Origin of the sequence: Nitrosopumilus zosterae (assembly GCF_025998175.1) — an archaeon.
Classification (GTDB): Archaea; Thermoproteota; Nitrososphaeria; order Nitrososphaerales; family Nitrosopumilaceae; genus Nitrosopumilus; species Nitrosopumilus zosterae.
Genome location: NZ_AP026695.1, coordinates 1,379,056 through 1,399,383, shown reverse-complemented (window position 1 = coordinate 1,399,383; position 20,328 = coordinate 1,379,056). Strand labels below are relative to the sequence as shown.

The following is a 20,328-nucleotide window of genomic DNA, read 5'->3' as shown; positions in this document are numbered from 1 at the left end:
AATTATGGCCGATGAAATTACAAATCTCATGAATAACAACAAGGATAAAGTGGTCTTGCTTCGATTAAGAAACGCACGAACTGTTCAAGGCGTTCTAAAAGACTTTGACATTCACATGAATTTAACATTAGATGATGCTGAAGATGTTACCGAAGAAAAACATGAAAAGATTGGCAAAGTATTACTTCGTGGTGATAACATTCTACTAGTGTCTCTCCCTGAAGAAGAATCTTAAACTCATCAAACATTAAATTCAATATGTGATAATTTTTGTCATGTTGTTATTTTTGATTTCATTAATTTTACTCCCTGCATTTGGTGCAACAATTCCTGATTATGATAATCCGTACTCTCCAATTTTTACAGACAAGTCATCGTACACGTGGACTGACAAAGTAAAGATGACGATCATTGCTCCAAGCTGGAACACCGATAATGACTTGATTGATTCCATCGGAGACACTAAAGACCATCCAATTAAAATTTCAACAAGAGAGCATTCGCTAGAACCCTATAAATTTACAGAGACTGATGTGAATTCTGGAATTTTTACAGCCGAGGTAATTCTTACGGGATTCTTTCATGATGCAGACGGTGATGGTGATTTTGATACAAATCCTAGAACTATGGGTAATGGTCCGACCAGTGGATTTTTAGAAGTTGAAAGGGATTCTGCAATTACAATATCCTTTGAATTTGCAGATGGTGTAGTGTTAACTGAATCTGCTCCAGTAACATGGAATGTTGGAACAATTCAATTCATGCAAGAGATTTTTCTCACAACAGATTCTGTGAATATTAGAATGGTTGATCCTGATATGAATCTCAATCCTGAAGCACTAGATCATATTCCAATCCAAGTTATCTCCGATTCTGATGTTGCAGGAATTGAAGTTGATGGCATTGAAACATCTGAAAGTTCAGGAATGTTTGTCGCTACCGTTTCTTTAACTCAGAGTTCAACTAGTGGTAATCGGCTATATGCAATACCTGGTGACAAAATTTCTGCAAAATATGATGATTATACATTGCCAAAGCCTTACTCAATTTCAGATAATCTCTCCCTTCAAACTTTTGCAATAGTTGATTCCGCTGTTCCGCCAATTGAAAGAATAGACCATCTGTCAATAACATTCTCTGATTCACTTGGAAATCCATTACAGTCATTTACAGAAAATCATCAAATACAAATAGTTGGAACAATAGCTAATCCAAATGAGTTTGATCAGAAATTTGTTTATCTCTTCCAAGTAAAAAATGAGCAAAATATTGTAGAATCAATATCGTGGGTTCAAGGTGAACTGTCCTCTGCGCAAAGTCTGGATGTGTCGCAATCATGGACTCCAAAAACATCTGGAAATTACAAAATTGAAACATTTGTATGGAATTCTATTGCGGAACCAACTGGATTGGCACCGATAATGTCCACTCTGATCACAGTTGAATGAAAAGTATAATTTCTACGTGATTATTAAATAGAAAATTACAAAATTTTGTGTGTGTTAGGATATCTTCTTGGAATTACGTTAGTGTTAACCGTACTGTCTCCTTTTGTTTCAGATGTTTTTGCTGAGACATTTGTCGTAAATACTGACAAGCAATCTTACGATGTTGGTGATTCACTGACTGTTTCTGGTGAAATCCTTGACTTTGGAATGCCAGTAATTGCCATGAGTATCTATGATCCTGACGGAAAAATTTTAACTGCTAATAATCTGGAAATATCCCCTGAAAAAACTTTCACAAAAACGCTTTCACTTGATTCTCCATTTTATGCAAAAGCTGGGGAGTACAAACTTAAACTAGCATATGGGCAAATCACTGAGGATCATTATTTTGTAATTAATGGCGAATCTGAATCTGAACTTGTTGTTCCGATATCTGCAGAGCCGGAAATAACCCTTCTTTCCACTGACAAAAAGCAATATGCTGACAATGAAATAATATACATCACAGGTATTGTTTCCGCATTGGGTTCTCCTACCGCGTTGATAGGAGTATATGATCCGTATGGAATGCCTGCTGGATTTTATTTTGGTACAATAAATTCTGATTTGGAATTTTCAACTAATTTTCTTGTAAAAGATGGTGTAAATTTTAGAACAGAAGGAACTTATTCCATCAAAGCTCATTATGCCGAATCTGAAGCAGTTTCTTTTTTTGAATATCATAAAGATTTTCAAACTGTAATCGAAGAATCCGCTGAAACAATTGATACTACTGAAACAATTGATACTACTGAAACAATTGATGATAATGAAACAATTGATGATAATGAAACAATTGATGATAATGAAACAATTGATGATACAATTCAAAAAACAACTGAAACAGAAATTATTGTATCTGATGACAACCCATCAATCAAAGAAACTTCTAAAGATACTAAATCAAAATCTCAAAATAATTCGATAATTACAAAAACTAATCAAGAAGATATTCCAACAACAAAAAATTCTGATAGTCAAATTAAAACAATAAATGAAAAAGATAATTCAAAAAAAATTCTAGTTGATGACAACAAAAAATCAACTAATCTTTCTGTTGAAGATATTGAATTAGGAATAATTTTAAATCAAATGAATCTTGAATGTGATTCAAGTGTATTTACAGACACAATCTCATATTATGATGGAATGGGTCCTGCATTGTATCGTTTATGTGACTTTGATGGCTCTTTGAATTTTTTCAACGAATCATTAATTGAAAATCCTGATGATGTGGAAATTCTTACAAACAAAGGTTCTGCCTTGGGGAAATTGGGATATTTTACTGAGGCTATAGTGTATTATGATCATGCACTCAAAATAGATCCTGACTTTCTACCTGCCAAAAATAACAAGGCCAACGCTCTTGCAAATTTGAAAGATTACGATAATGCAATTTCATTATATGAAGAAATCTTAACGAAAAATCCTAACTATCTTTCTGCAAGAAAAAATCTTGCTCTTGCATTATCATTCCAATCTCCAGTTGTTTCATTAGTGGATGAGTCTTTAGAATCTGATATTGAAAAAGTGGTTTACTCTGAATCTAATTTGCCACAAATAATCAATCAAATGAATGATAATCCGGAAAAACCAGCAACTTTTTTTGATGAGGTTGGTGTAGTGATTTCCGCTTTGGGTTCTCTATTTGGTTTTCTAAACTAACTTTTTTACTATGTGCGTATTTTTTCAATAAACCTATAAAGCCCTGTTAAGACGATCGTTTTAAGGAAACGTAAATGAGTAAGATACTTGAAAAATCATTGAAGGATGCCCATAAAGAAAATCAATTAACAATGGGCACGAAACAAGTTTTGAACTCTATAAAAAATTCCAAGCTAATTGTATTGTCTCAATCAGTGAATAAAGAAATAATTGAGAAAATTGAATCAGATGCAAAAAAAGAAAAAGTACCTCTAGTCAACTTTCAAGGAACTTCAGTCGCATTAGGAAGATTATGTGGCTTGCAATTTAGAATTTCAACAATTTCATTCACATCAATAACTGATGCAAATATCAAATCAATTTTAAAAGATACAGAAGCTGAGAAAAAAAATGATTAGTTGCGTTTTGATTAATGAAAGTTTAAATGAGACAATTTTGGTCGGAGATAAATAGGATTTCTTATGACACAGTCAATCAAACTAACAACAGATCAAATGCGTATGATGTCTCTTTTTCAAAATGTTACTGGTGCAACAGCACGTGATTGTGTTGAAGATGAAAAACAAGATAGAGTAATTTTTGTTGTTAATACTGGTAAAATGGGACTGGCAATTGGCAAGGGTGGAGTTCATATCAAATCATTACAAAATATTGTTAAAAGAAATGTGGAATTAGTAGAATATGATGAAGATCCTGCCAAATTTCTCTCTTCATTACTCAATTCAAAACTCATTTCTGAAGTAAAAATAAATACACGAGCAGATGGGACAAAACAGGCAATTGTTATGGTCGACCCAAGAAAGAAAGGAATCGTGGTTGGAAGAGAAGGCAGAAATGCAGAAAAAGCAAGACTGCTTGCAAAACGATATTTTGATATTACCAGCGTACTGATTAATAGTCCTGAACGTGCTACTATGGAGATGTAAAATATGAGAAAATCACCACTTGGATTATTTGCTGGCAGAGTTTTAACTACTAAAAAGAAGAGACAGCGATGGGCTATCTCTACATACAAGCGAAGAAAACTTGGTATTGATAAAAAAGCAGATCCACTTGGAGGGGCTCCACAAGGACGAGGCATTGTCTTAGAAAAAGTAGGTATTGCTGCAAAACAGCCAAACTCCGCTATTAGAAAATGTGTTAGAGTTCAATTAATTAAAAACGGTAAAACAGTTACAGCATTTTTACCACGAGACGGCGCAATGAACTTTATTGATGAACATGACGAAGTTCACATTCAAGGAATGGGTGCAACACAGGGTGGCGCAATGGGAGATATTCCTGGTGTTAGATTCAAAGTTTTCAAAGTTAACGGTACATCACTTCATGAATTAGTAATTGGAAAGAAGGAGAAACCAAGGAGATAGAAATGGCTGAAACTAAAAACTTGTTATTATTTAGAAAATGGGATTTATCAAATATTGAAATTAAAGATCCTGGATTAAAAACTGCAATTTCTTTGAGAAAACAAATCTTGCCATATACTTATGGTCGCTCAGCTTTGAAGAGATTCAACAAAGCAGATGTCAACATTGTTGAGAGATTAATCAACAAAACAATGCACTTTGGAAAAAAGTACGCAAAGAACACTGGCAGGATGACTGGTAAGAAATCTAAACTACTCAATACAGTAAAAACTGCATTTGATATTATTGCACTAAAGACTGGAGAAAATCCGGTTGAAGTTTTAGTTAGAGCAATTGAGAATTCTGCACCAAACGAGGATACAACCAGAATTGTTTATGGTGGTACTGTCTATCACGTATCAGTTGATGTTGCTCCAATTAGAAGAGTTGACTTGGCACTGAAATTCATCTCTGACGCAATCAAAGAGGCAACATTTTCCAATCCAAAACCAATTGAGGAACACATGGCAGAACACCTGATACTTGCAGCAGCAAATGATCCTAACGCTCCTTCTGTTAAGAAGAAAAATGAGCTAGAAAGAATAGCGCAAGCATCACGATAGTAATTTTTTAAAAATTTTTTCAGTAGCCCGAGGCAGATTCGAACTGCCGTCTCCGCCTATCCACTCTTGAGATCCAGAGGGCAGAATCCTTGACCACTAGACTATCGGGCTACTTGAAGAAATTTTGGTGTTTTAGAATATATTCATTTGTTGTTCTGTTTGAAATTTTTATGAATTATTTTTCTGGATTTTTTGAAACGATGTGATTACTTTATTCTAACTTCGTGAATTGCAGTTGAATAATCACACTCAGCTTTTAATCGCATGTATGGAATCAATCTATAATGGATTGAATAAATTTCTCCTTCCTTTAATAGAATTCCTTTTTGCATTAATGATACAAGTCCTCTTGATGGAACATTAATTGAAATATTTTGTTCCTGACATATTTTTTGACGTTTATTTTGAAATTGCTTTAGCGTAAATGATACATCATTGACTTCTAACACCAGAGGCCAGATAATTTCACTCCACACCCATCTTCTGTTTTGAGTAGCTGATGCATGTTTTCCTTTTTCACTCAACATTAATAATATCTTCAAAAGATGTTATATCTTAATTGTCGTCTCAAAATGAAATTGAAGAATCATTAAACTTGTTAGAAAAAGATTGGGATGTTGATCCAATACTACGAAAATTCATGTTAGGTAAAATCACCGATGTGTCTGACTATCCACTCAAAGTCAAAGATGTGATTTTTCATGTTCCGTATCTTAATTCTGAGAAAAAATTCATCTTGTGGAAATGCTTTTGGCCTGACTGTCACAACTGTTGCGATAGACAAGGAAGACTCCCATTAACATCTGATGATCTAATTACAATTGGAAAAGGTTTGAAATATCAAAAACCGTCTGATTTTATAAAAAATGAAACTCTTACTGTAACATATCAGGAGCCCGGACCCTCAGGCCAACTAACTACAATGACTACCATAAATTTGAAGAGAAAAACAGACGAGACTCCGAAAGATGACGGAACCCATATCTCTTGCAGATTTTTAGATGAAAAGGGTGGATGCAGCATGCATCCAGACAGACCTGGAGTGTGCTATCTTTATCCGTTTTCTAGCTGGCTTGAAAATGAAAATGGAATTGCACGTGTTCATGCCACATACCAGTTTACTGGGGATTGTCCTGGATTTTATCTGGCAGAAACCCTTGACCCTATGAAAGAAGAATTCAAGGACTATTCCAAAACAATTTACGATTACAACATGGCATCAAATAGAACAAACAGAGAAGGATTTGGTTCTGTTAGTTTTAGTTAGGCTTTGGCAACCTTGAGCAAATCTGCAATTTTGATGTTCATTCCAAATCTGTCTTCGTTCTTTTTCATATAGCGAAATATTGCAATAAAGTCCGGTAGTGCTTTGAGGAAACTAAAGTCCTTGTGAATTTTTGCTCGAACAAAATTAAACACTTTGGCGTACACTTTGTAGTGTTGCTCTACTGCTTTCTCATATGCTTTGAAATCATTCATGTTTTCTAAGAATATCTCAACACACTGCATTGATGGGATAATTCCCTCGCCTAGCAATGCATAAACTGTTCCTATTGATTCGCCAACCCCCACTACTTTTCCTGAATAGTATGGCTTGCATCTATCTGGAGTTGCAAGTCTGATTGGTCTGCCCTTTGTCGCAATTACTTTGCCCCCGTGTTTTTGCAAAAATTCGTCAGTTGCCTTTATGTGGTTTTTATTGTAATCTCCTGCTCCAATATGTGCCCATTTCTCTCCTAGCGGAAAATACCAAAAGTATCCTGACATTCCAGGAAATGGTTCTATGTAAAAGTCATCATATGGAACCCCATTTTCATATTCCACTTTGTATTCATATGTTGGCAAAAAGAAATCTTCTTTTAGCTTTGGCAGATAGACTCTATTAAATCCGGTACAGTCAACTATCATGTCGTATTCTTTCTCCAGCTCTTCAAGCTTTGGGGATTCACCATAAATTATCTTTGAATCTTTTATGAAATCTTTGATTAATCCTAATTTGTTATATGTGCATAATCCTTTGAGTCCAATGTCAAACTTTACATCATTGTTCATTTTGACATGCATGTTTTTTCCATCATGAATCAAAAAGTCATTAAAATCTCTGCCCGTCTTTTTGCAAAAGTCTGTCAGTACTGGTTTTATTGTTCCCCATGCACAAATCGAATCATGTCTATCTTCGGTACTTCTTTCATACCCTACAACTTCGTGTTCTGAATCCTTTAGTCTGGCCATTAGATAGGATCCTGCAACACCCATTCCCATCACTGCAATCTTCAAGATGTCTTGCGATCTTTGTATGCCTAATAAATACACTATCTGAAAATTTAGCATGTTACGTTGATTGCCACTAGTAGGAAAAAGTAGTACTGGTTAAATATCAAATTCACAAATCCATTTTGAAAAGGCGTCTGTCGTCTGAATACAATAGTTTCAGGCCTTAAGACAATCGCTGTCATCAGATAACTCTAGTTACTGATCTTAAGCGAAGAGCTGTCATCTGCATTCCTTTTGGAGGCGGATCTTAAGCTCACCTTTATTTTTTATTAAGTTAAATTTGGCACATGTTTTGTCTCCATCATGGATACATTTGATGCAATAAAGTCTAGACGTTCAATTAAGAGTTTTAAAAATCATGAAATGACCGAAGACGAAATCAACCAGTTATTGGAAGCTGCAATTTTATCTCCAACTTCATACAACATTCAGAACTGGAGATTTGTAATTGTTACTGAGCAGAAACTAAAAGACCGAATCTCTGAACTGTCCTATGGGCAAAGACAAGTTGCAGAGGCCTCTCTAGTTATTGTGTTGTGTGCTGACTTGAAGGCATGGGATAGAAATCCTGAACGATACTGGAAAAATGTTCCTGAAGAATCTCGAAATTACCTAGTTAGCGGTATAAGGCAGGCCTATTCTGGTAATGAAACTCTGGAAAAAGAACAGGCAATTCGCTCTTGCGGGATAGCTGCCCAGACCATCATGCTTGCTGCAAAATCTATGGGGTATGATAGCTGTCCTATGGAGGGATTTGATTATGGAAAGGTTGGGAATCTGATCAATCTTCCTGATGATCATATAGTTACAATGATGATAGTAGTTGGAAAAGCTGCAAAGGAGGCAGCACCACGTGGTGGACAAATTCCATTATCTGACGTGGTCTTTGAGAATTCATTCTGATGTAATGCATTTGCAAAAATTGTGGAATAGATAGTGCATCTCACGGTATTTGGAAATGCCATCGACTCTGATAGCTGTGATAAAATCAGACAGAAACAGAAATTTAAAAAACCAAACTAGATTCCAATACGCTTAATTTGATTATTCGTGCAGCATTTCTATGGATAAGCGCGATAGTCTTGTTTTACTTGGAATCTTTGCAGTTGGCAGCATTGCAGTGTCTCTGATGATATTCCTTGCAAGAGGAATGATCAATAATCCTTTTTTGGATTAGATTCTAAACTTTTCATCAATGATGCAAGTATGAAGTTGCATTCATGATGGAATTGTTTTAATATGTATACAAATCGTCAAAATTTGAAGTGGGAAAACGCATTACAATTGTATTGGATGATGAAATCATAAAAAAATTAAGAATCCTTCAAGCAAAGAGGATTAGTAAATCAGAAAGAGCAGTGAGTTTTTCTAATGTAATTAATACTGAACTCAAAAGATTGCTCAAATAACTCAATCAATTATTAACTAAACTCTCCAGTGATAATCCAAAATATGGACTGTCCCCAGATCTGAGTGTCTTGATTAATTCTTTTTTAAATTCGTGTATCTCTTTTTGACTTTTCATGGTTTTTTGTTTATTTGCATTCTGATAATGTTGACTATGCAATAACTGCAAACCCCTAGTTGATGCTCTGTCTTTTTGATTATCACTATAACCTGCCCTTTTAGGCTTGGTTCCTCCTAGATACACTCTCATGATTTGTAACGTGCTGGAATGTGACCCTGCGGCATGCGCCCAAGCAATGCTTTGCCATTTTGAAGGGCATCTAAAACCATACTGCGAGCAAATCCTGGGATTTTGTATTGTTCATGCTAAACTGATTTCATGGGATTGCGTATTATTGGGATTCATGTTATGAATTGAGAAAAATCCATCTTGATGTAAAAGACCAAGACTATCTTGACTTTCTTAGTATCTGCATTGAAGAGGATTTGTCAGTTGAGGATAAACTCAAAAACATCATTAGATATCATTTGATAACGTACAGAAATCGAGAAAAAATTCAAAATCAGAAATTATTATGAGAATCGACAATATTTTCTAGCTCCATTGTGTGATTCTATTATGCATTGTAATGGTAACTGCAAACAATACATTGCAAAGAGCAATCTTGACGGCGGCAGATACGAGCAGGGCCAAAAACGATGTCCTGAATGTGAAGTTTTTATTTTGTGGGATAGTCTGTGGTGTCCTTGCTGTGGTAGATTACTGCGAACAAAACCACGTGCCAGGAAATTAAAAAGCAAACTGTCTCTGAAACGAAGATAATTCTAATGTGTAAAATTTGAACACAGTCTTTGCTATGTGCCAAATCTATTCCAAAATTATGTATGTAGAACTGAATTCATTTACGAGTTTCATGGATGATTGGGTGTTGTTATCTGCAAGACAGTGGTTAAAGCCCTGCATTTACCATTGCAATAATTTTTTGCACTATACTATCATGATTTGACAAAATCTCAGTTGACACCAATATGAGATCTTTATCATGATAAACGGTAATCCACTTTACGTTATGTCTTGATTCTACTGACCAGTTTGTTTTTCCTAATTTTGCGTCAAACACTTTGTTCATCTTTGCCTTGAGGAGCGCTTCTCTGTGGACTAGCTTTGTCTCTGGAACTGTTAGCTGCGGAGTGATTCCTTTTTTTCTGTCGTATGCCTTTAGCCTCCCACACTTGCAAAGAATTCCTACAAACCGAATGGTTTTGTCCATTTTTATGATATCTTGGCATAGTCGATTTTCTGGTCTTAATACTTGCACAATTATGATAAATTAAAAAAACTTTGAGACTGGAAAATAATTTTCTTGACTATTTGGTGAAAATGTAACCTTTTGGTTTTTATCCGATAAATGATTCTAGTACTTTATGGTGATAGTCTGGATTGGGATTGCAGTGGGAATTTTGATTGTTGCGATTTTGATAATAAAGGCCACCAAGACTAATCCTCGCGAAATTGCTGGAATGACTATGGTTTGCAAAAAGTGTGGTACTGAGACTGGCGGAATGGCATGCCCCAAATGTACTAAAACATTTGGAGTATAGATGATGAATAAGAAAATAATTTTTGGTATTGTACTTGGTGTTGTTGCAATTGCTGTGTTTGGTCATTTTGCTAGTGAATCAAATCAAAATTCTGCCACTGACAGTGATGAAGCAGCATGGCAACTGTTACAAAAAACATATCTTGATTCAGAGTGTAAGGAAAAGTACATGGGTCAACCTGATGCGATGCAGGATTGTTTTGATAGAGTTGCAGAAGAACAAAGATTGAATCCACTCAACCCTGAACTAACATCTACTGCTCCACCCTTACAATTATCTGCAAAACCTGTGTCTGATTTAGATTGTTTGGGAACTGCTCAATGTTTTATTGGAACTGTAACTGAAATTATTGATGGTGATACCATCAAAGTTGATGGGCAATCAGTCAGATTTGCATTGTCTTCTGCACCTGAGATAAAAGGTTATGGTGGTGTAGATGCTAGGAATTTCATTGAAACGATCTGTCCTGTTGGCTCTATGGCAATAGTTGATGAAGATGATGGACAAATTCTTGGTAGCTATGGTAGATTAGTAGGTATGGTTACATGTAATGATGTTAATTTGAATTCTGAATTATTAGATTCGAATTTAGGCTATATGGAATTCAGATTTTGTGATTCTAGTGAGTTTGGTGGAGAATCTTGGGCTGTAAAACACGGATGTGAATAGATGGGATTCAAGGATTGGTTTGTAGATGATAAGACTGGTAATTATTCAGTTAAAGTGCAATGTACTGGATGCCAAAGAATAACTGTAGTGAAAATCCCCTCTGGAAAAACTTTTGAGAAATGGAGTGAGAAAATAAAATGTGGTCAGTGTAATGGTAGTTGGATAAAATCTGCGTAAATAATTCAAAATATTTTTAGAAATTCTTTGGTATGATTGATAAAAAATGAGAACTAGACTTTTTCACGTGTAAATGGGACTTTTTTTCAGAGACGACTTGCTCTACTGCTAGTCGAATTCAAATCTTAAATTTTACTCGATCAAAATTGCAGGCTTGAACGGCCTTGCATGTCTTGCCTTTCCTTTAGGATCATAGATGTCATCATCTGCCTCTGAATACACTTGAATCTCTACGCCGAACTCCTTCTTTCCAATACTTGATAATTCTGCAGACAAGAATTTCTTTTCATCAAATTCTGCAGATTCTAACTTCATTTGTTTTATTTCTTCAGATTCGGAATGCAAGTCTTTGATTACTTTTTGTATGTATTCTGGCATTTTCTTGGCATCTGTTGTTTTAGGATCTGCAATCAATTCTTTCATTACAACACCCATGTTATTTTGACCACCTACCATAATTTCCAATATCTTCCGATACACAGTTTTTTTGAACTCATCCGAATTTACATATATTACAATTTTCTGTGGAGTAATTTTTGTAACTTTGAGAATATTTGCTATATCATTGATCGTTGATTTTAACAACTCTTCAGATTGAATTGATGTTGCATAGACATTTTCTTTAGAATATTCTGGCCATTGTGACTTTGATGCTAGCCCTGTTTGGCCTAATTTTTCCCACATCTCTTCAGCTATGTGTGGTGCAAATGGTGATAGCATTGCCACTCTGAATGAATTGATCTTGTACAGAATTCCAGAAACATCTTTTCTTTCTTTAGCCTGGATTCTTTTGTTGTACCAGCTCAAATCTGATTCAAATGAAAATAGTATGTCATGTAATCCTTCACGTAATCTCATCTTTTCAACTGCTTCAGTAACTTGAGATATCAAATTCTGTGCCTTTGATAAAATCCATTTATCTTCAGCTTGTAGTTCTGAAATAGGCTCATTTTTGAGCCTAGAGCACTCCTCAAGTAATGATTCTAACTTATTTTGAATACCTGTAACTGATTCCATGTTGAAATCCGCATCTTGCAATAACTCAGCTGATGAGATGATGGCTAGTCTTATTGGGTCTGCACCGTGATCCCTAATTGCAGCTCGCAGCGGAATGATGTTTCCCATGCTCTTACTCATTTTAGCACCATCCATCATGACACTGCCATTAACCACAATTTCTTTAGGCCATAATTTTTTATCAAATATTGCAACATGATTTAACACAAAAAACGACAAGTGATTCTGCACCAGATCTCTACCTGAATGTCTCGAATCAACTGGGTAGAAGTAGGTGAATTCCTTTTTCATTGTATTAATGACTTCTTCAGAAAGTTTCGAAGTACTTGCAGCCAATGACATATCTCCTTTATCTAGTAACACATAATCAAAGAATTCTTTTGTCAAGTTCTCAGGTTGGACTGTTCCATCATTTACAAATCGTGAAAGAGTATAGTATGCCATGTAAATTACACTGTCTGATAGTGACTCTACGATCCAATCTTTGTCCCATGGGAGTTTTGTACCTAGTCCTTGCTGTCTTGCACATGCCCTTTCATGCAACCAATCAATTACCTCTTTGAACTCTGTTTTGATATTATTTGGTAGAATGTTCATCTCGTCAAGACAAGTTCTAGCCAATTCTTTCCACTCTTCATCCCCATAATTGAGAAACCATTGGTTGTTCAATATTTTGACAACGCATTCTGCCCCGCAACGACAATGCACTGGAGCATTCTCAAGTACTGGGAATTTTTCTAGATGATTATTCTCTTGCAGCCATGCTCTAATTTTATCTCGTCCAAACTGTACTTTTTCATTGTTGAATTTATCGCATTTTTCATTTAGCTTTCCATCTGTGAATTCTTTGAGGTACAATTCCTTTGTTGCCTCCTCTAGTTTTTGGTCTGTTTGGTCTGACACTCCCAATTTTTCACAAATCTCTTTTGCAGGAATGGTGCCATATCCTTCAGTAGCAATAATTGGTATGGGTTCTATTTTTGAGGCTAATTCATGCCCTTTTGCCTTTAAATCCATCAAAGCCTGATAATCTTTTGGTGCATGAGCTGGCACTGACATTACAAGTCCTGTTCCCATGCTGGGCTCTACAAAATCAGCTGGCAATATCGGGATTTCTCGTCCATCATGGTTTGTGGCATATTTTCCAATAATCTCGCTTCCATCTATTTCTCCCTCGACTGTCACTTGTTTTTCAAAAAATGAAATCTTTTTTGCACACTCTTCTGAAACTATCCATTTCTCATTATCTACTGCAACTTTTTTGTAGGTTACATTTGGATTGGCCCACAAATTTGTAATTCCAAAAATTGTCTCAGGTCTTAGTGTTGTTACTGGAAAAATAAAATCACCAAACTTGAATTTGATTAAGAAATTTTTATCATCGATCTTTGGTTCAACATCGCCCATTGTATCATGTTGTGATACTGGGTTTTGATCATCAGGGCACCACCCAACTGGATGGCTTCCCTGGATGATCCTGCCCTTTTCTTTGAGTGTTGTAATTTGCCACTCGATAAATCTTTGATACCCTGGAACTATGGTTGTAAATTCCCTACGCCAATCAATGGAATAGCCCATCTCGATCATTCCCGATTTTATCTCTTCATGAAAATAATCCGCAATCTTTATTGGCTCAACAAATGTCTTGATGTCTTCTTCTGGTACATGGTAAATATTTCGCAGTCCGTCGAGAATTTCTTTTTCTCCAGCTTGAATTCTTCTTGCCATGCCAAGTACGGGTGTTCCAGTATAATGGAATCCCATTGGAAATAGCACATTGTATCCTTTCATTCTGTAAAATCTTGCGTGCACATCAGCTAGTGTGTATGTTCTTCCGTGTCCAATGTGTTGCGGAGAGTTGGGATAAGGATATGCAACTGTAATGAATTTTTTTGGTTTATCATTTGGGTTTGTCTCAAAGTCTTTTGATTCAATCCACCTGTTGCGCCATTTGGTCTCTATTTCATTCCAGTTAATTGTCATAGCATCATCCTAAAATCATTGATTTTGCTTTGGCTATTGCCTGCTCCGTTTTAGATGTGTCTTTTCCACCGCCTTGGGCAAATTTGGAATCTCCGCCACCAGATCCACCTAAAATTGAGGCTATCTCCTTTGCAATCATGCCTGCATTTACACCTGATTGTTCTCCTGCATACACTAAAATGCGAACTGTAGGGCCTGATTCGAAAATTCCACAAAATGCTGTAGTTGCATCTTTGGCCACTAGCTTTTTGCCAAAGTTTAGATGAAAATATTCATCATAGTTTTCGCTTGCTGTAAAGCAAAGTTTGTTTTTGACTGTGATACCATTAATGTCACCTGATTCCCCGGCTAGAATTTTTTCTAATATGATGGGAATTTGCTCTCTTGCTTTTTGTTTATTTTCCTCTCTTCTCTTTTCTAGTTCTTGTTTTTGTGCATCTTCCAGCTGTTTTTGTTTTGCTTCGCTCTCCTGTTGTTTCACATATTCAAACGCATGAGGGCCTGAAACAAATTCCAGACGAACCACTCCGTCTTGAATTCTTTTAGTCTTTGTGATTTTGATTAACTCAATATCTCCTGTTTTTTTAACATGAGTTCCACCGCAAGCTTCTACATCTTGATCTTCTATTGATACAATTCTTACTGACTTTACTGGAACCACGCCTCCCTGGTAAATTCTAAATCCGTACGTCTGCTCTGCAGTTCCTCTATCAAAATAATCAATGTTTACTGAAAGGTTTTGTTTTACCATTTTGTTAGCTGCATCTTCTATTTGTTGTACTTGTTCATCAGTCAATGAAGAGTGATGTGTGATGTCTAGTCTGGCATGATCATCGTCTTTGAATGCAGAGTGTTGCCAAATCCAAGAGCCCAACACACCGCGTGAGGATGCATTAATGATGTGAGTACTGGTGTGGTTTTTTGTAATGTTTGCACGTCTTGATTCATCAACTTTGCACTTTACAGTATCTCCTTCTTTTGGAGTGCCGCCTTCTAGTTGGTGAACGATAATGTTTGCATGTTTGTCTACGTTAATCACTTTGAATCCTGCAATGGTGCCGTGGTCTGGTTCTTGTCCTCCACCCCTTGCATAAAACGAAGTTCTATCTAACACAACCTGGTCATCAAATACTTTGATGATCTTAGCTTCAAACTCCATCGGGTCATCTTTGTAGAATAGTGTATCTGTTTCAGGTATTCCTTCTAATGGTAATTCTGTAATTGCTTTTTTCTTTTCAGACTGATGCAAATCAGATAACTTGGAATAAAATGATGATGGAATTTCTGCAATTGCATCCACTTCCTTGAGATATTCAGGCGTGATTCCATCTGATTCGTATAAAGTAATCAACTCGTCCACACTTGGAGTTCCTCTTTCACGAATTTTATCGGCCTTTTTCTTCATGTGGACTTTGGATTCTTCATAACGTCCTGCTTCAATTTTTAGAATCTTTTTGACGTCTTCCCTTTTCTCATCAAGCTCGGGATAGGTATCTTTGAGATAATCAATATGAGTGTCAATCAAATCATCGATGTCTAGTTTAAGGTTCAGCTTGCTAATTGTCGCATTAATTCTTCGCAACATCATTCTAAGATTGTATCCACCACCAACATTGCTTGGAAGAGCACCATCAGTAATTGCAAATATCAAAGTTCTAAGATGATCTGCAATTAGATATGTTCCTTCTAGCGGTGTTATCATTCTGTTTAGTTGATCCTCTGTTAGTCCAGCTTTTTTTATTGCATGACGTCTAACATCATTAAGATCTTCGTAATCATCTAGCGCTTTTGCAATTTCTGTAAAGTATTTTCGTAAAATTTCGGAATCTGAGTCAACTCCAATTGTGTTGAATAATTTCTGATTAATTGGGCCAAAGCAGCAGTCATATGCAGTTGGAGTGCCCATGGTAATCCATGCAAATCTCTCAAGTCCCGCCCCCATGTCAATTACTCTCTGGTCTAGTGTGGTGTGCTGTCCTAGTTCCCCCTGGAATTCTGTAAATACTGCATTGCCTAGTTCTAATCCTCTTACAAAATATTCTAATGATGGACCAAACGAGCCGCCACCAGCCCATACGTCTTCAACAAACACAACTTCTTCTTTTTTAATTCCAAACTGATCAGTTAGTAATCTGTAATCCAAGTCAATACATTCATCCTTCCAGTATCCTTTTCCCTCTGGAATACTGTGCTGTCCAATCATGCAAAAACTAGAAAAGTGTCTGCCGGTTACTCCGACATTTTCTAAATCTTTGAATCTCAAACAAGTCTGTGGGACCACTAGAGGGTTTGCAGGAAATTCAAATACTACTTTAGAGCCCATTACTCGCTGGAAATCTACCACTGATGCAATAGTGAAGAATAGATCATCGCGCCATCTGCACACTACAGGGTATCTACTTACTGAGGTGTGGTTGTTTTTTACAAAAAACTCTTCCACTTGCTTCCAAGCTTGAGTGTAATCAAATCTTTTTGAAGTTGGAGGCTCGCCGATAAACGAATAAGTGTCATCTGCATCATCTGGACACAAATCTCGTCCAGAATCTAATGTCCAAAAGAATCTGCCACATTTTGTGCATGATTTTCTTACAAAACCTTGTTCTGCAAATAACTTGACATTGTAATATCTGTCAGGATCTGACGAAAATTCTTTCAGAATCTCTTTTTTGTCCAACGATGAAGGCTGTCTTATTCCGATATTAAGAATTACCGCTGACAAAATGGTCAAGACAGTTGTCTTTATTTGGACGATTCAAGTTGAGATTACCAAATCAATTTTTTGTTCATGGAGATGATGAGTTTGTAGATATTTGGAGTGATCCTTTTGAACCTAAAGAGCGGTTAATGGAATTTCGAACAGAAATTCAAAATAAAATTGCCCAAACTCCCATCTAAAAGTTCTTTATTCAAAATTTGTTTCAGCAAAAAAAGATAAAGCAAATTTAAAAAAATGTGTAAAAGTACAATTCTTGAATGACCGATAAAGTAATTGTTAGTTGGATTCCATCTTAATGGGGTAAACCAGGCTTTGTCTGAAAATAATGATTTTTGATCTTCAAAACTGAGTATTTTATGTCCGATTTAGGCACAAGGATATATCTATATGTGTTTCCAGTGAAAATGCGTTTTGATAAGAATTCTCTAGTCAAATCACATCTCTAAAAAAAGACTGTAGTTTCATAATCATCAATAGTAAGACAAACACCATGACCCGAGATTATTGCTAGGTTGATTCTGGATTATTCATGTCTGGTTCAACTTTTAAGCATACATTCGAGAAAGTAGGAAAACATGATATTTCTGCTCCCTAGTCTTGTTCTGCTCATTCACATACTCAATACTATCCTCTGCAAAGCTCCCTAGATAGAAGTCATCGCTCCATTTCATATGGTTTCCTTATGCACCACTTTGTAGTGCCTTCTCAGAAACCCCTCGCTGGTCAATATGACTCCGCATATCTTGCATTCAAATTCCAACAATACAATCATAGTGTGATAGACCCTTTATTTTAATTATTAAAATATGATATTGTGATAGGATAAACATCATAAATTCCTGTTTGATGCCTGTCGCATTTCAGAAATTCTGATTGCAGTATTACCTATGTGGTATATAGAGACTGTTACCTGGTTCATCTAGATTAACAAAAATCAATGATTCTTGCTGACGAATAGAACTTGCTATTTTATACTGATATCTTCTCTGGAATCAATTGTTGAAATGTGGGTTCTAACGAATAATCTCTGATCCCATTTTTGAGACATTCGTTCTTACTTTAAGTAGCCAAAAATTTCAGAGTATCCACATTGAAGACAGTCTGTATGGGTTGTGGAAAATCCTTTGAAGGAAAAGGGGAAAAGTTCTGTGACAATGTTTGCAGGGATTCCCATATAGCGAAACTTGAAGAAAGAATGCGGGAAGCAGTAAAAAACGATCCTAGCCACACCAAAGAATTAAGCAAAGGCGAATAGAATCATGGTCAATATGGAAAATGTCAACACAACAGCACCATACAAAATACTAGCAATGTTTAATTCTTCAAGAAAATTCATAAAGTAATGGAGTATGAAAAATTATGCAGGGATGTTCTTGATATTGACAAGAAAATAAGATTTGCTGCGATTTACAATTCAAAGATAGAGCAAATTGCAGGAGGCATGAGAAAAGGAGTGGAAAACCTTACACCTGAATCAATAACAAAACTGTCAGTAGAACAGTCCTTTATGAGATGGCATACACGATTGGAAATGAATGAGTGGATAGGCATGCCAAAATATGCTCTTGCAGAATACGACAGGATAAAGAGATTTACTTTTCACATCAACCATGAAAAACTCTTGTTGATTTCCACGGAATTGGATATATCAAATGATTTTCTAATAGAGAAGGTTCGTAAACTTGTTTGACGATATGTTGTCAACGAAACAGCATCCTACAGTCTTGTCTAAAGCATAATGTGTGCATTATGAATATTATGAATATGGATAAAACAAATCTAATTATTACTATTGGTATGATTTTTGAAAACAAAATGTGAGTCTGTTTTTCAATGGAGTTATAATGCGACACAAAATATCCAAGGTAGTGAAAGTAAACAAACCTTGGGGATTCTTTGAGAAATTGACTGACAATGAGACAACTACTGTAAAGATAATCACAATACTTGCAGGAAACAGGACCAGCTTACAGTTCCATGAGTACAGATCTGAAAAATGGTATGTTCTAGATGGTCAAGGATATGCAGTACTTGATGAGAGGCAGAAAATACGTGCAGGCGATACAATACATATCCCAACAAAGGCAATTCACAGACTAGAGGCGATAACTGACATGAAAATTTTGGAGATATCTTTTGGACTGTTCCAAGAATCCGATATCAAAAGACTAGAAGATGATTATGTGAGATAATCTAGCTCCAGACTTTTTCTTTGAACGTCCACTTTTTGTTTAGTATAAAATTGCTAAATGCTGCAACAGCTACTGCCAATACCAGTGAAATTGGATATGATATACCGCCTTCATCTACCAGATAATACACCATTCCAAGCTGAACCAGTGCTCCAATGGAGCTGAATCCTGCAAACTTTCCATATTGGGTAATGGTTCTTTTTGCGGAAAAATCCTTATCCTCAAATGTCCAATACTTGTTGAGAACAAAATTACTGGTTATTGAAAACGCTATTCCCATCATTGTTGCATGAATATACCACATATCTGCGCTTAATGAAAACAGCATTGATGCAAGATAGTTTACTCCAAGTCCTGATGCACCAACTGTGAAAAACCTTGCAGCCTTTGAAAGGAATCTCACTGATATGCGTCTCTCTTTTATGCTTCTTCCATACTTGTATAGTTTCCAGACGGACTTGCAGTAGTCAAGAACAGTTGATGCTCCAAGTTTGCTTGCGCCCTCTTGTCTGTCAGTAAAAGTATATGGAACCTCCTGAATTTTGGCACCCTTTGTTTTCACAAGAATTTCAAGCAGCATCTTGTATCCTATTGCATCGAATTTCAACCCTTTGATGATATTTTTCTTAAACATAAAAAATCCGGACATTGGGTCATGTGGTTGTATGCCTAGTCCTCTTTTTGCAATGCCAGTTGCAATCTTGCTCATCAATTTTCTCTTAAATGGCCATCCTTGAATGGAGCCTCCTTTGATGTATCTTGAAGCAATTACAATGTCACATCTGGTCTGTCTTAGGGTTTCAATCATCTTTGGAATTATGTGTGGTGGATGAGAAAAGTCGCTGTCCATAACTACGATGGTATTTCCAGCTGCATGCTGAATTCCATTTAATATTGCTGAACTCAACCCGTTTTTGGCTTTTCTCTTAATCACGTTGATTGTGTGGTCAGTCTTCTCTTTTATTGAATAAAAATAGTCTTCTGCAATCTTTGCTGTTTTGTCTGGTGAGTTGTCATCTACTACTATTGTTTCAGCCTTGAGATTTTTGGGAATTGATTTTTGAATGTGCTCTAAAATTCCGCAAATATTCTTTGATTCATTATATGTAGGTACAATTATTGATATTTCTGTAGACTGCAACAATTTGGTTTTTTCTGGTTTGGATTAAA

General features: G+C 36.0%; 23 protein-coding genes and 1 tRNA gene. 16 read left to right on the top strand and 8 right to left on the bottom strand.

Features of this window, described 5'->3' with window-relative positions; genetic code table 11:
- The first annotated feature begins 4 nt into the window (after positions 1–4).
- The 7 genes from OO712_RS08575 (at position 5) to OO712_RS08545 (ending at position 5,121) form a co-directional block, all read left to right on the top strand.
- Positions 5–235 carry an LSM domain-containing protein gene (locus tag OO712_RS08575; RefSeq protein ID WP_109876425.1) on the top strand — a complete coding sequence of 77 codons (231 nt, stop codon included), beginning with the start codon at positions 5–7 and terminating at the stop codon, positions 233–235.
- A gap of 40 nt (positions 236–275) precedes the next feature.
- Complete coding sequence (locus OO712_RS08570; RefSeq protein WP_109876424.1) at positions 276–1,448, top strand: hypothetical protein; 1,173 nt, start codon at positions 276–278, stop codon at positions 1,446–1,448.
- Positions 1,449–1,499: 51 nt separating this feature from the next.
- Positions 1,500–3,152, top strand: coding sequence for a tetratricopeptide repeat protein (locus OO712_RS08565; protein ID WP_109876423.1), 1,653 nt, complete (start codon positions 1,500–1,502; stop codon positions 3,150–3,152).
- Positions 3,153–3,226: 74 nt separating this feature from the next.
- Positions 3,227–3,550 (top strand): ribosomal L7Ae/L30e/S12e/Gadd45 family protein, encoded by a 324-nt coding sequence (locus tag OO712_RS08560; RefSeq protein ID WP_109876422.1) that lies wholly within the window; start codon positions 3,227–3,229, stop codon positions 3,548–3,550.
- A gap of 63 nt (positions 3,551–3,613) precedes the next feature.
- Positions 3,614–4,078 carry a NusA-like transcription termination signal-binding factor gene (locus OO712_RS08555; protein WP_109876421.1) on the top strand — a complete coding sequence of 155 codons (465 nt, stop codon included), beginning with the start codon at positions 3,614–3,616 and terminating at the stop codon, positions 4,076–4,078.
- Positions 4,079–4,081: 3 nt separating this feature from the next.
- The gene (locus tag OO712_RS08550; protein ID WP_109876420.1) at positions 4,082–4,519 is read left to right on the top strand and encodes a 30S ribosomal protein S12; all 438 of its coding nucleotides are present in this window, start codon (positions 4,082–4,084) and stop codon (positions 4,517–4,519) included.
- 2 nt (positions 4,520–4,521) lie between these two features.
- Positions 4,522–5,121: a 30S ribosomal protein S7 gene (locus OO712_RS08545; RefSeq protein ID WP_109876419.1), complete on the top strand. Its 600-nt coding sequence runs from the start codon at positions 4,522–4,524 to the stop codon at positions 5,119–5,121.
- Positions 5,122–5,144: 23 nt separating this feature from the next.
- Here OO712_RS08545 and OO712_RS08540 read toward each other — a convergent pair.
- Positions 5,145–5,232 (bottom strand) — tRNA-Gln (locus OO712_RS08540).
- A 95-nt stretch (positions 5,233–5,327) separates the two neighbouring features.
- Positions 5,328–5,648 carry a hypothetical protein gene (locus OO712_RS08535; RefSeq protein ID WP_109876418.1) on the bottom strand — a complete coding sequence of 107 codons (321 nt, stop codon included), beginning with the start codon at positions 5,646–5,648 and terminating at the stop codon, positions 5,328–5,330.
- A gap of 113 nt (positions 5,649–5,761) precedes the next feature.
- Here OO712_RS08535 and OO712_RS08530 point away from each other — a divergent pair, with 113 nt between their 5' ends.
- A complete protein-coding gene (locus OO712_RS08530) occupies positions 5,762–6,388 on the top strand; it encodes a YkgJ family cysteine cluster protein (protein WP_306307574.1) in 627 nt (208 codons plus the stop codon).
- Here the strand turns inward: OO712_RS08530 and OO712_RS08525 are convergent.
- The gene (locus tag OO712_RS08525; RefSeq protein ID WP_225866824.1) at positions 6,385–7,452 is read right to left on the bottom strand and encodes an NAD(P)/FAD-dependent oxidoreductase; all 1,068 of its coding nucleotides are present in this window, start codon (positions 7,450–7,452) and stop codon (positions 6,385–6,387) included. The genes OO712_RS08530 and OO712_RS08525 overlap by 4 nt on opposite strands.
- Positions 7,453–7,698: 246 nt before the next feature.
- On the opposite strand from OO712_RS08525, the gene OO712_RS08520 reads away from it, so the two are divergent.
- On the top strand, positions 7,699–8,298 hold the full coding sequence (locus OO712_RS08520; RefSeq protein WP_109876415.1) for a nitroreductase family protein: 600 nt from the start codon (positions 7,699–7,701) through the stop codon (positions 8,296–8,298).
- Between the two features lie 511 nt (positions 8,299–8,809).
- Here OO712_RS08520 and OO712_RS08515 read toward each other — a convergent pair.
- Complete coding sequence (locus tag OO712_RS08515) at positions 8,810–9,052, bottom strand: hypothetical protein (RefSeq protein ID WP_109876414.1); 243 nt, start codon at positions 9,050–9,052, stop codon at positions 8,810–8,812.
- 369 nt (positions 9,053–9,421) lie between these two features.
- On the opposite strand from OO712_RS08515, the gene OO712_RS08510 reads away from it, so the two are divergent.
- Positions 9,422–9,625 carry a hypothetical protein gene (locus OO712_RS08510; RefSeq protein ID WP_109876413.1) on the top strand — a complete coding sequence of 68 codons (204 nt, stop codon included), beginning with the start codon at positions 9,422–9,424 and terminating at the stop codon, positions 9,623–9,625.
- 127 nt (positions 9,626–9,752) lie between these two features.
- On the opposite strand, the gene OO712_RS08505 is transcribed toward OO712_RS08510, so the two are convergent.
- A complete protein-coding gene (locus OO712_RS08505) occupies positions 9,753–10,073 on the bottom strand; it encodes a hypothetical protein (RefSeq protein ID WP_109876412.1) in 321 nt (106 codons plus the stop codon).
- A gap of 154 nt (positions 10,074–10,227) precedes the next feature.
- On the opposite strand from OO712_RS08505, the gene OO712_RS08500 reads away from it, so the two are divergent.
- Genes OO712_RS08500 through OO712_RS08490 form a run of 3 tightly spaced genes read left to right on the top strand, consistent with a single transcriptional unit; the run spans position 10,228 to position 11,250 of the window.
- Positions 10,228–10,404: a hypothetical protein gene (locus tag OO712_RS08500; RefSeq protein WP_200829041.1), complete on the top strand. Its 177-nt coding sequence runs from the start codon at positions 10,228–10,230 to the stop codon at positions 10,402–10,404.
- The gene (locus OO712_RS08495) at positions 10,405–11,073 is read left to right on the top strand and encodes a thermonuclease family protein (RefSeq protein ID WP_200829040.1); all 669 of its coding nucleotides are present in this window, start codon (positions 10,405–10,407) and stop codon (positions 11,071–11,073) included. It begins immediately after the preceding gene.
- A complete protein-coding gene (locus OO712_RS08490) occupies positions 11,074–11,250 on the top strand; it encodes a hypothetical protein (RefSeq protein WP_200829039.1) in 177 nt (58 codons plus the stop codon).
- A gap of 132 nt (positions 11,251–11,382) precedes the next feature.
- On the opposite strand, the gene leuS is transcribed toward OO712_RS08490, so the two are convergent.
- Positions 11,383–14,250 (bottom strand): leucine--tRNA ligase, encoded by a 2,868-nt coding sequence (gene leuS / locus OO712_RS08485; protein ID WP_109876411.1) that lies wholly within the window; start codon positions 14,248–14,250, stop codon positions 11,383–11,385.
- 4 nt (positions 14,251–14,254) lie between these two features.
- On the bottom strand, positions 14,255–16,924 hold the full coding sequence (gene alaS / locus OO712_RS08480; RefSeq protein ID WP_109876410.1) for an alanine--tRNA ligase: 2,670 nt from the start codon (positions 16,922–16,924) through the stop codon (positions 14,255–14,257).
- Positions 16,925–18,056: 1,132 nt separating this feature from the next.
- Here alaS and OO712_RS08475 point away from each other — a divergent pair.
- From OO712_RS08475 to OO712_RS08465, 3 genes are all read left to right on the top strand, one after another.
- On the top strand, positions 18,057–18,221 hold the full coding sequence (locus OO712_RS08475; RefSeq protein ID WP_160049192.1) for a hypothetical protein: 165 nt from the start codon (positions 18,057–18,059) through the stop codon (positions 18,219–18,221).
- Positions 18,222–18,308: 87 nt separating this feature from the next.
- A complete protein-coding gene (locus OO712_RS08470) occupies positions 18,309–18,656 on the top strand; it encodes a hypothetical protein (protein WP_109876408.1) in 348 nt (115 codons plus the stop codon).
- 154 nt (positions 18,657–18,810) lie between these two features.
- A complete protein-coding gene (locus OO712_RS08465) occupies positions 18,811–19,158 on the top strand; it encodes a phosphomannose isomerase type II C-terminal cupin domain (protein WP_109876407.1) in 348 nt (115 codons plus the stop codon).
- A 1-nt stretch (position 19,159) separates the two neighbouring features.
- Here the strand turns inward: OO712_RS08465 and OO712_RS08460 are convergent, their stop codons facing one another.
- Positions 19,160–20,299, bottom strand: coding sequence for a glycosyltransferase (locus tag OO712_RS08460; RefSeq protein WP_109876559.1), 1,140 nt, complete (start codon positions 20,297–20,299; stop codon positions 19,160–19,162).
- Positions 20,300–20,328 lie beyond the last annotated feature (29 nt).

Excerpts from the sequence above, each read along its gene's own strand:
- OO712_RS08495 (WP_200829040.1), top strand. The coding sequence starts at position 10,405 with ATGATGAATAAGAAAATAATTTTTGGTATTGTACTTGGTGTTGTTGCA.
- OO712_RS08490 (WP_200829039.1), top strand. The coding sequence starts at position 11,074 with ATGGGATTCAAGGATTGGTTTGTAGATGATAAGACTGGTAATTATTCA.
- OO712_RS08545 (WP_109876419.1), top strand. The coding sequence starts at position 4,522 with ATGGCTGAAACTAAAAACTTGTTATTATTTAGAAAATGGGATTTATCA.
- OO712_RS08510 (WP_109876413.1), top strand. The coding sequence starts at position 9,422 with ATGCATTGTAATGGTAACTGCAAACAATACATTGCAAAGAGCAATCTT.
- OO712_RS08500 (WP_200829041.1), top strand. The coding sequence starts at position 10,228 with ATGGTGATAGTCTGGATTGGGATTGCAGTGGGAATTTTGATTGTTGCG.
- OO712_RS08530 (WP_306307574.1), top strand. The coding sequence starts at position 5,762 with ATGTTAGGTAAAATCACCGATGTGTCTGACTATCCACTCAAAGTCAAA.
- OO712_RS08465 (WP_109876407.1), top strand. The coding sequence starts at position 18,811 with ATGCGACACAAAATATCCAAGGTAGTGAAAGTAAACAAACCTTGGGGA.
- OO712_RS08550 (WP_109876420.1), top strand. The coding sequence starts at position 4,082 with ATGAGAAAATCACCACTTGGATTATTTGCTGGCAGAGTTTTAACTACT.
- OO712_RS08535 (WP_109876418.1), bottom strand. The coding sequence starts at position 5,648 with ATGTTGAGTGAAAAAGGAAAACATGCATCAGCTACTCAAAACAGAAGA.
- OO712_RS08515 (WP_109876414.1), bottom strand. The coding sequence starts at position 9,052 with ATGAGAGTGTATCTAGGAGGAACCAAGCCTAAAAGGGCAGGTTATAGT.
- OO712_RS08470 (WP_109876408.1), top strand. The coding sequence starts at position 18,309 with ATGGAGTATGAAAAATTATGCAGGGATGTTCTTGATATTGACAAGAAA.
- OO712_RS08505 (WP_109876412.1), bottom strand. The coding sequence starts at position 10,073 with ATGGACAAAACCATTCGGTTTGTAGGAATTCTTTGCAAGTGTGGGAGG.
- OO712_RS08560 (WP_109876422.1), top strand. The coding sequence starts at position 3,227 with ATGAGTAAGATACTTGAAAAATCATTGAAGGATGCCCATAAAGAAAAT.
- OO712_RS08570 (WP_109876424.1), top strand. The coding sequence starts at position 276 with ATGTTGTTATTTTTGATTTCATTAATTTTACTCCCTGCATTTGGTGCA.
- OO712_RS08555 (WP_109876421.1), top strand. The coding sequence starts at position 3,614 with ATGACACAGTCAATCAAACTAACAACAGATCAAATGCGTATGATGTCT.
- OO712_RS08520 (WP_109876415.1), top strand. The coding sequence starts at position 7,699 with ATGGATACATTTGATGCAATAAAGTCTAGACGTTCAATTAAGAGTTTT.
- leuS (WP_109876411.1), bottom strand. The coding sequence starts at position 14,250 with ATGACAATTAACTGGAATGAAATAGAGACCAAATGGCGCAACAGGTGG.
- OO712_RS08525 (WP_225866824.1), bottom strand. The coding sequence starts at position 7,452 with ATGCTAAATTTTCAGATAGTGTATTTATTAGGCATACAAAGATCGCAA.
- OO712_RS08575 (WP_109876425.1), top strand. The coding sequence starts at position 5 with ATGGCCGATGAAATTACAAATCTCATGAATAACAACAAGGATAAAGTG.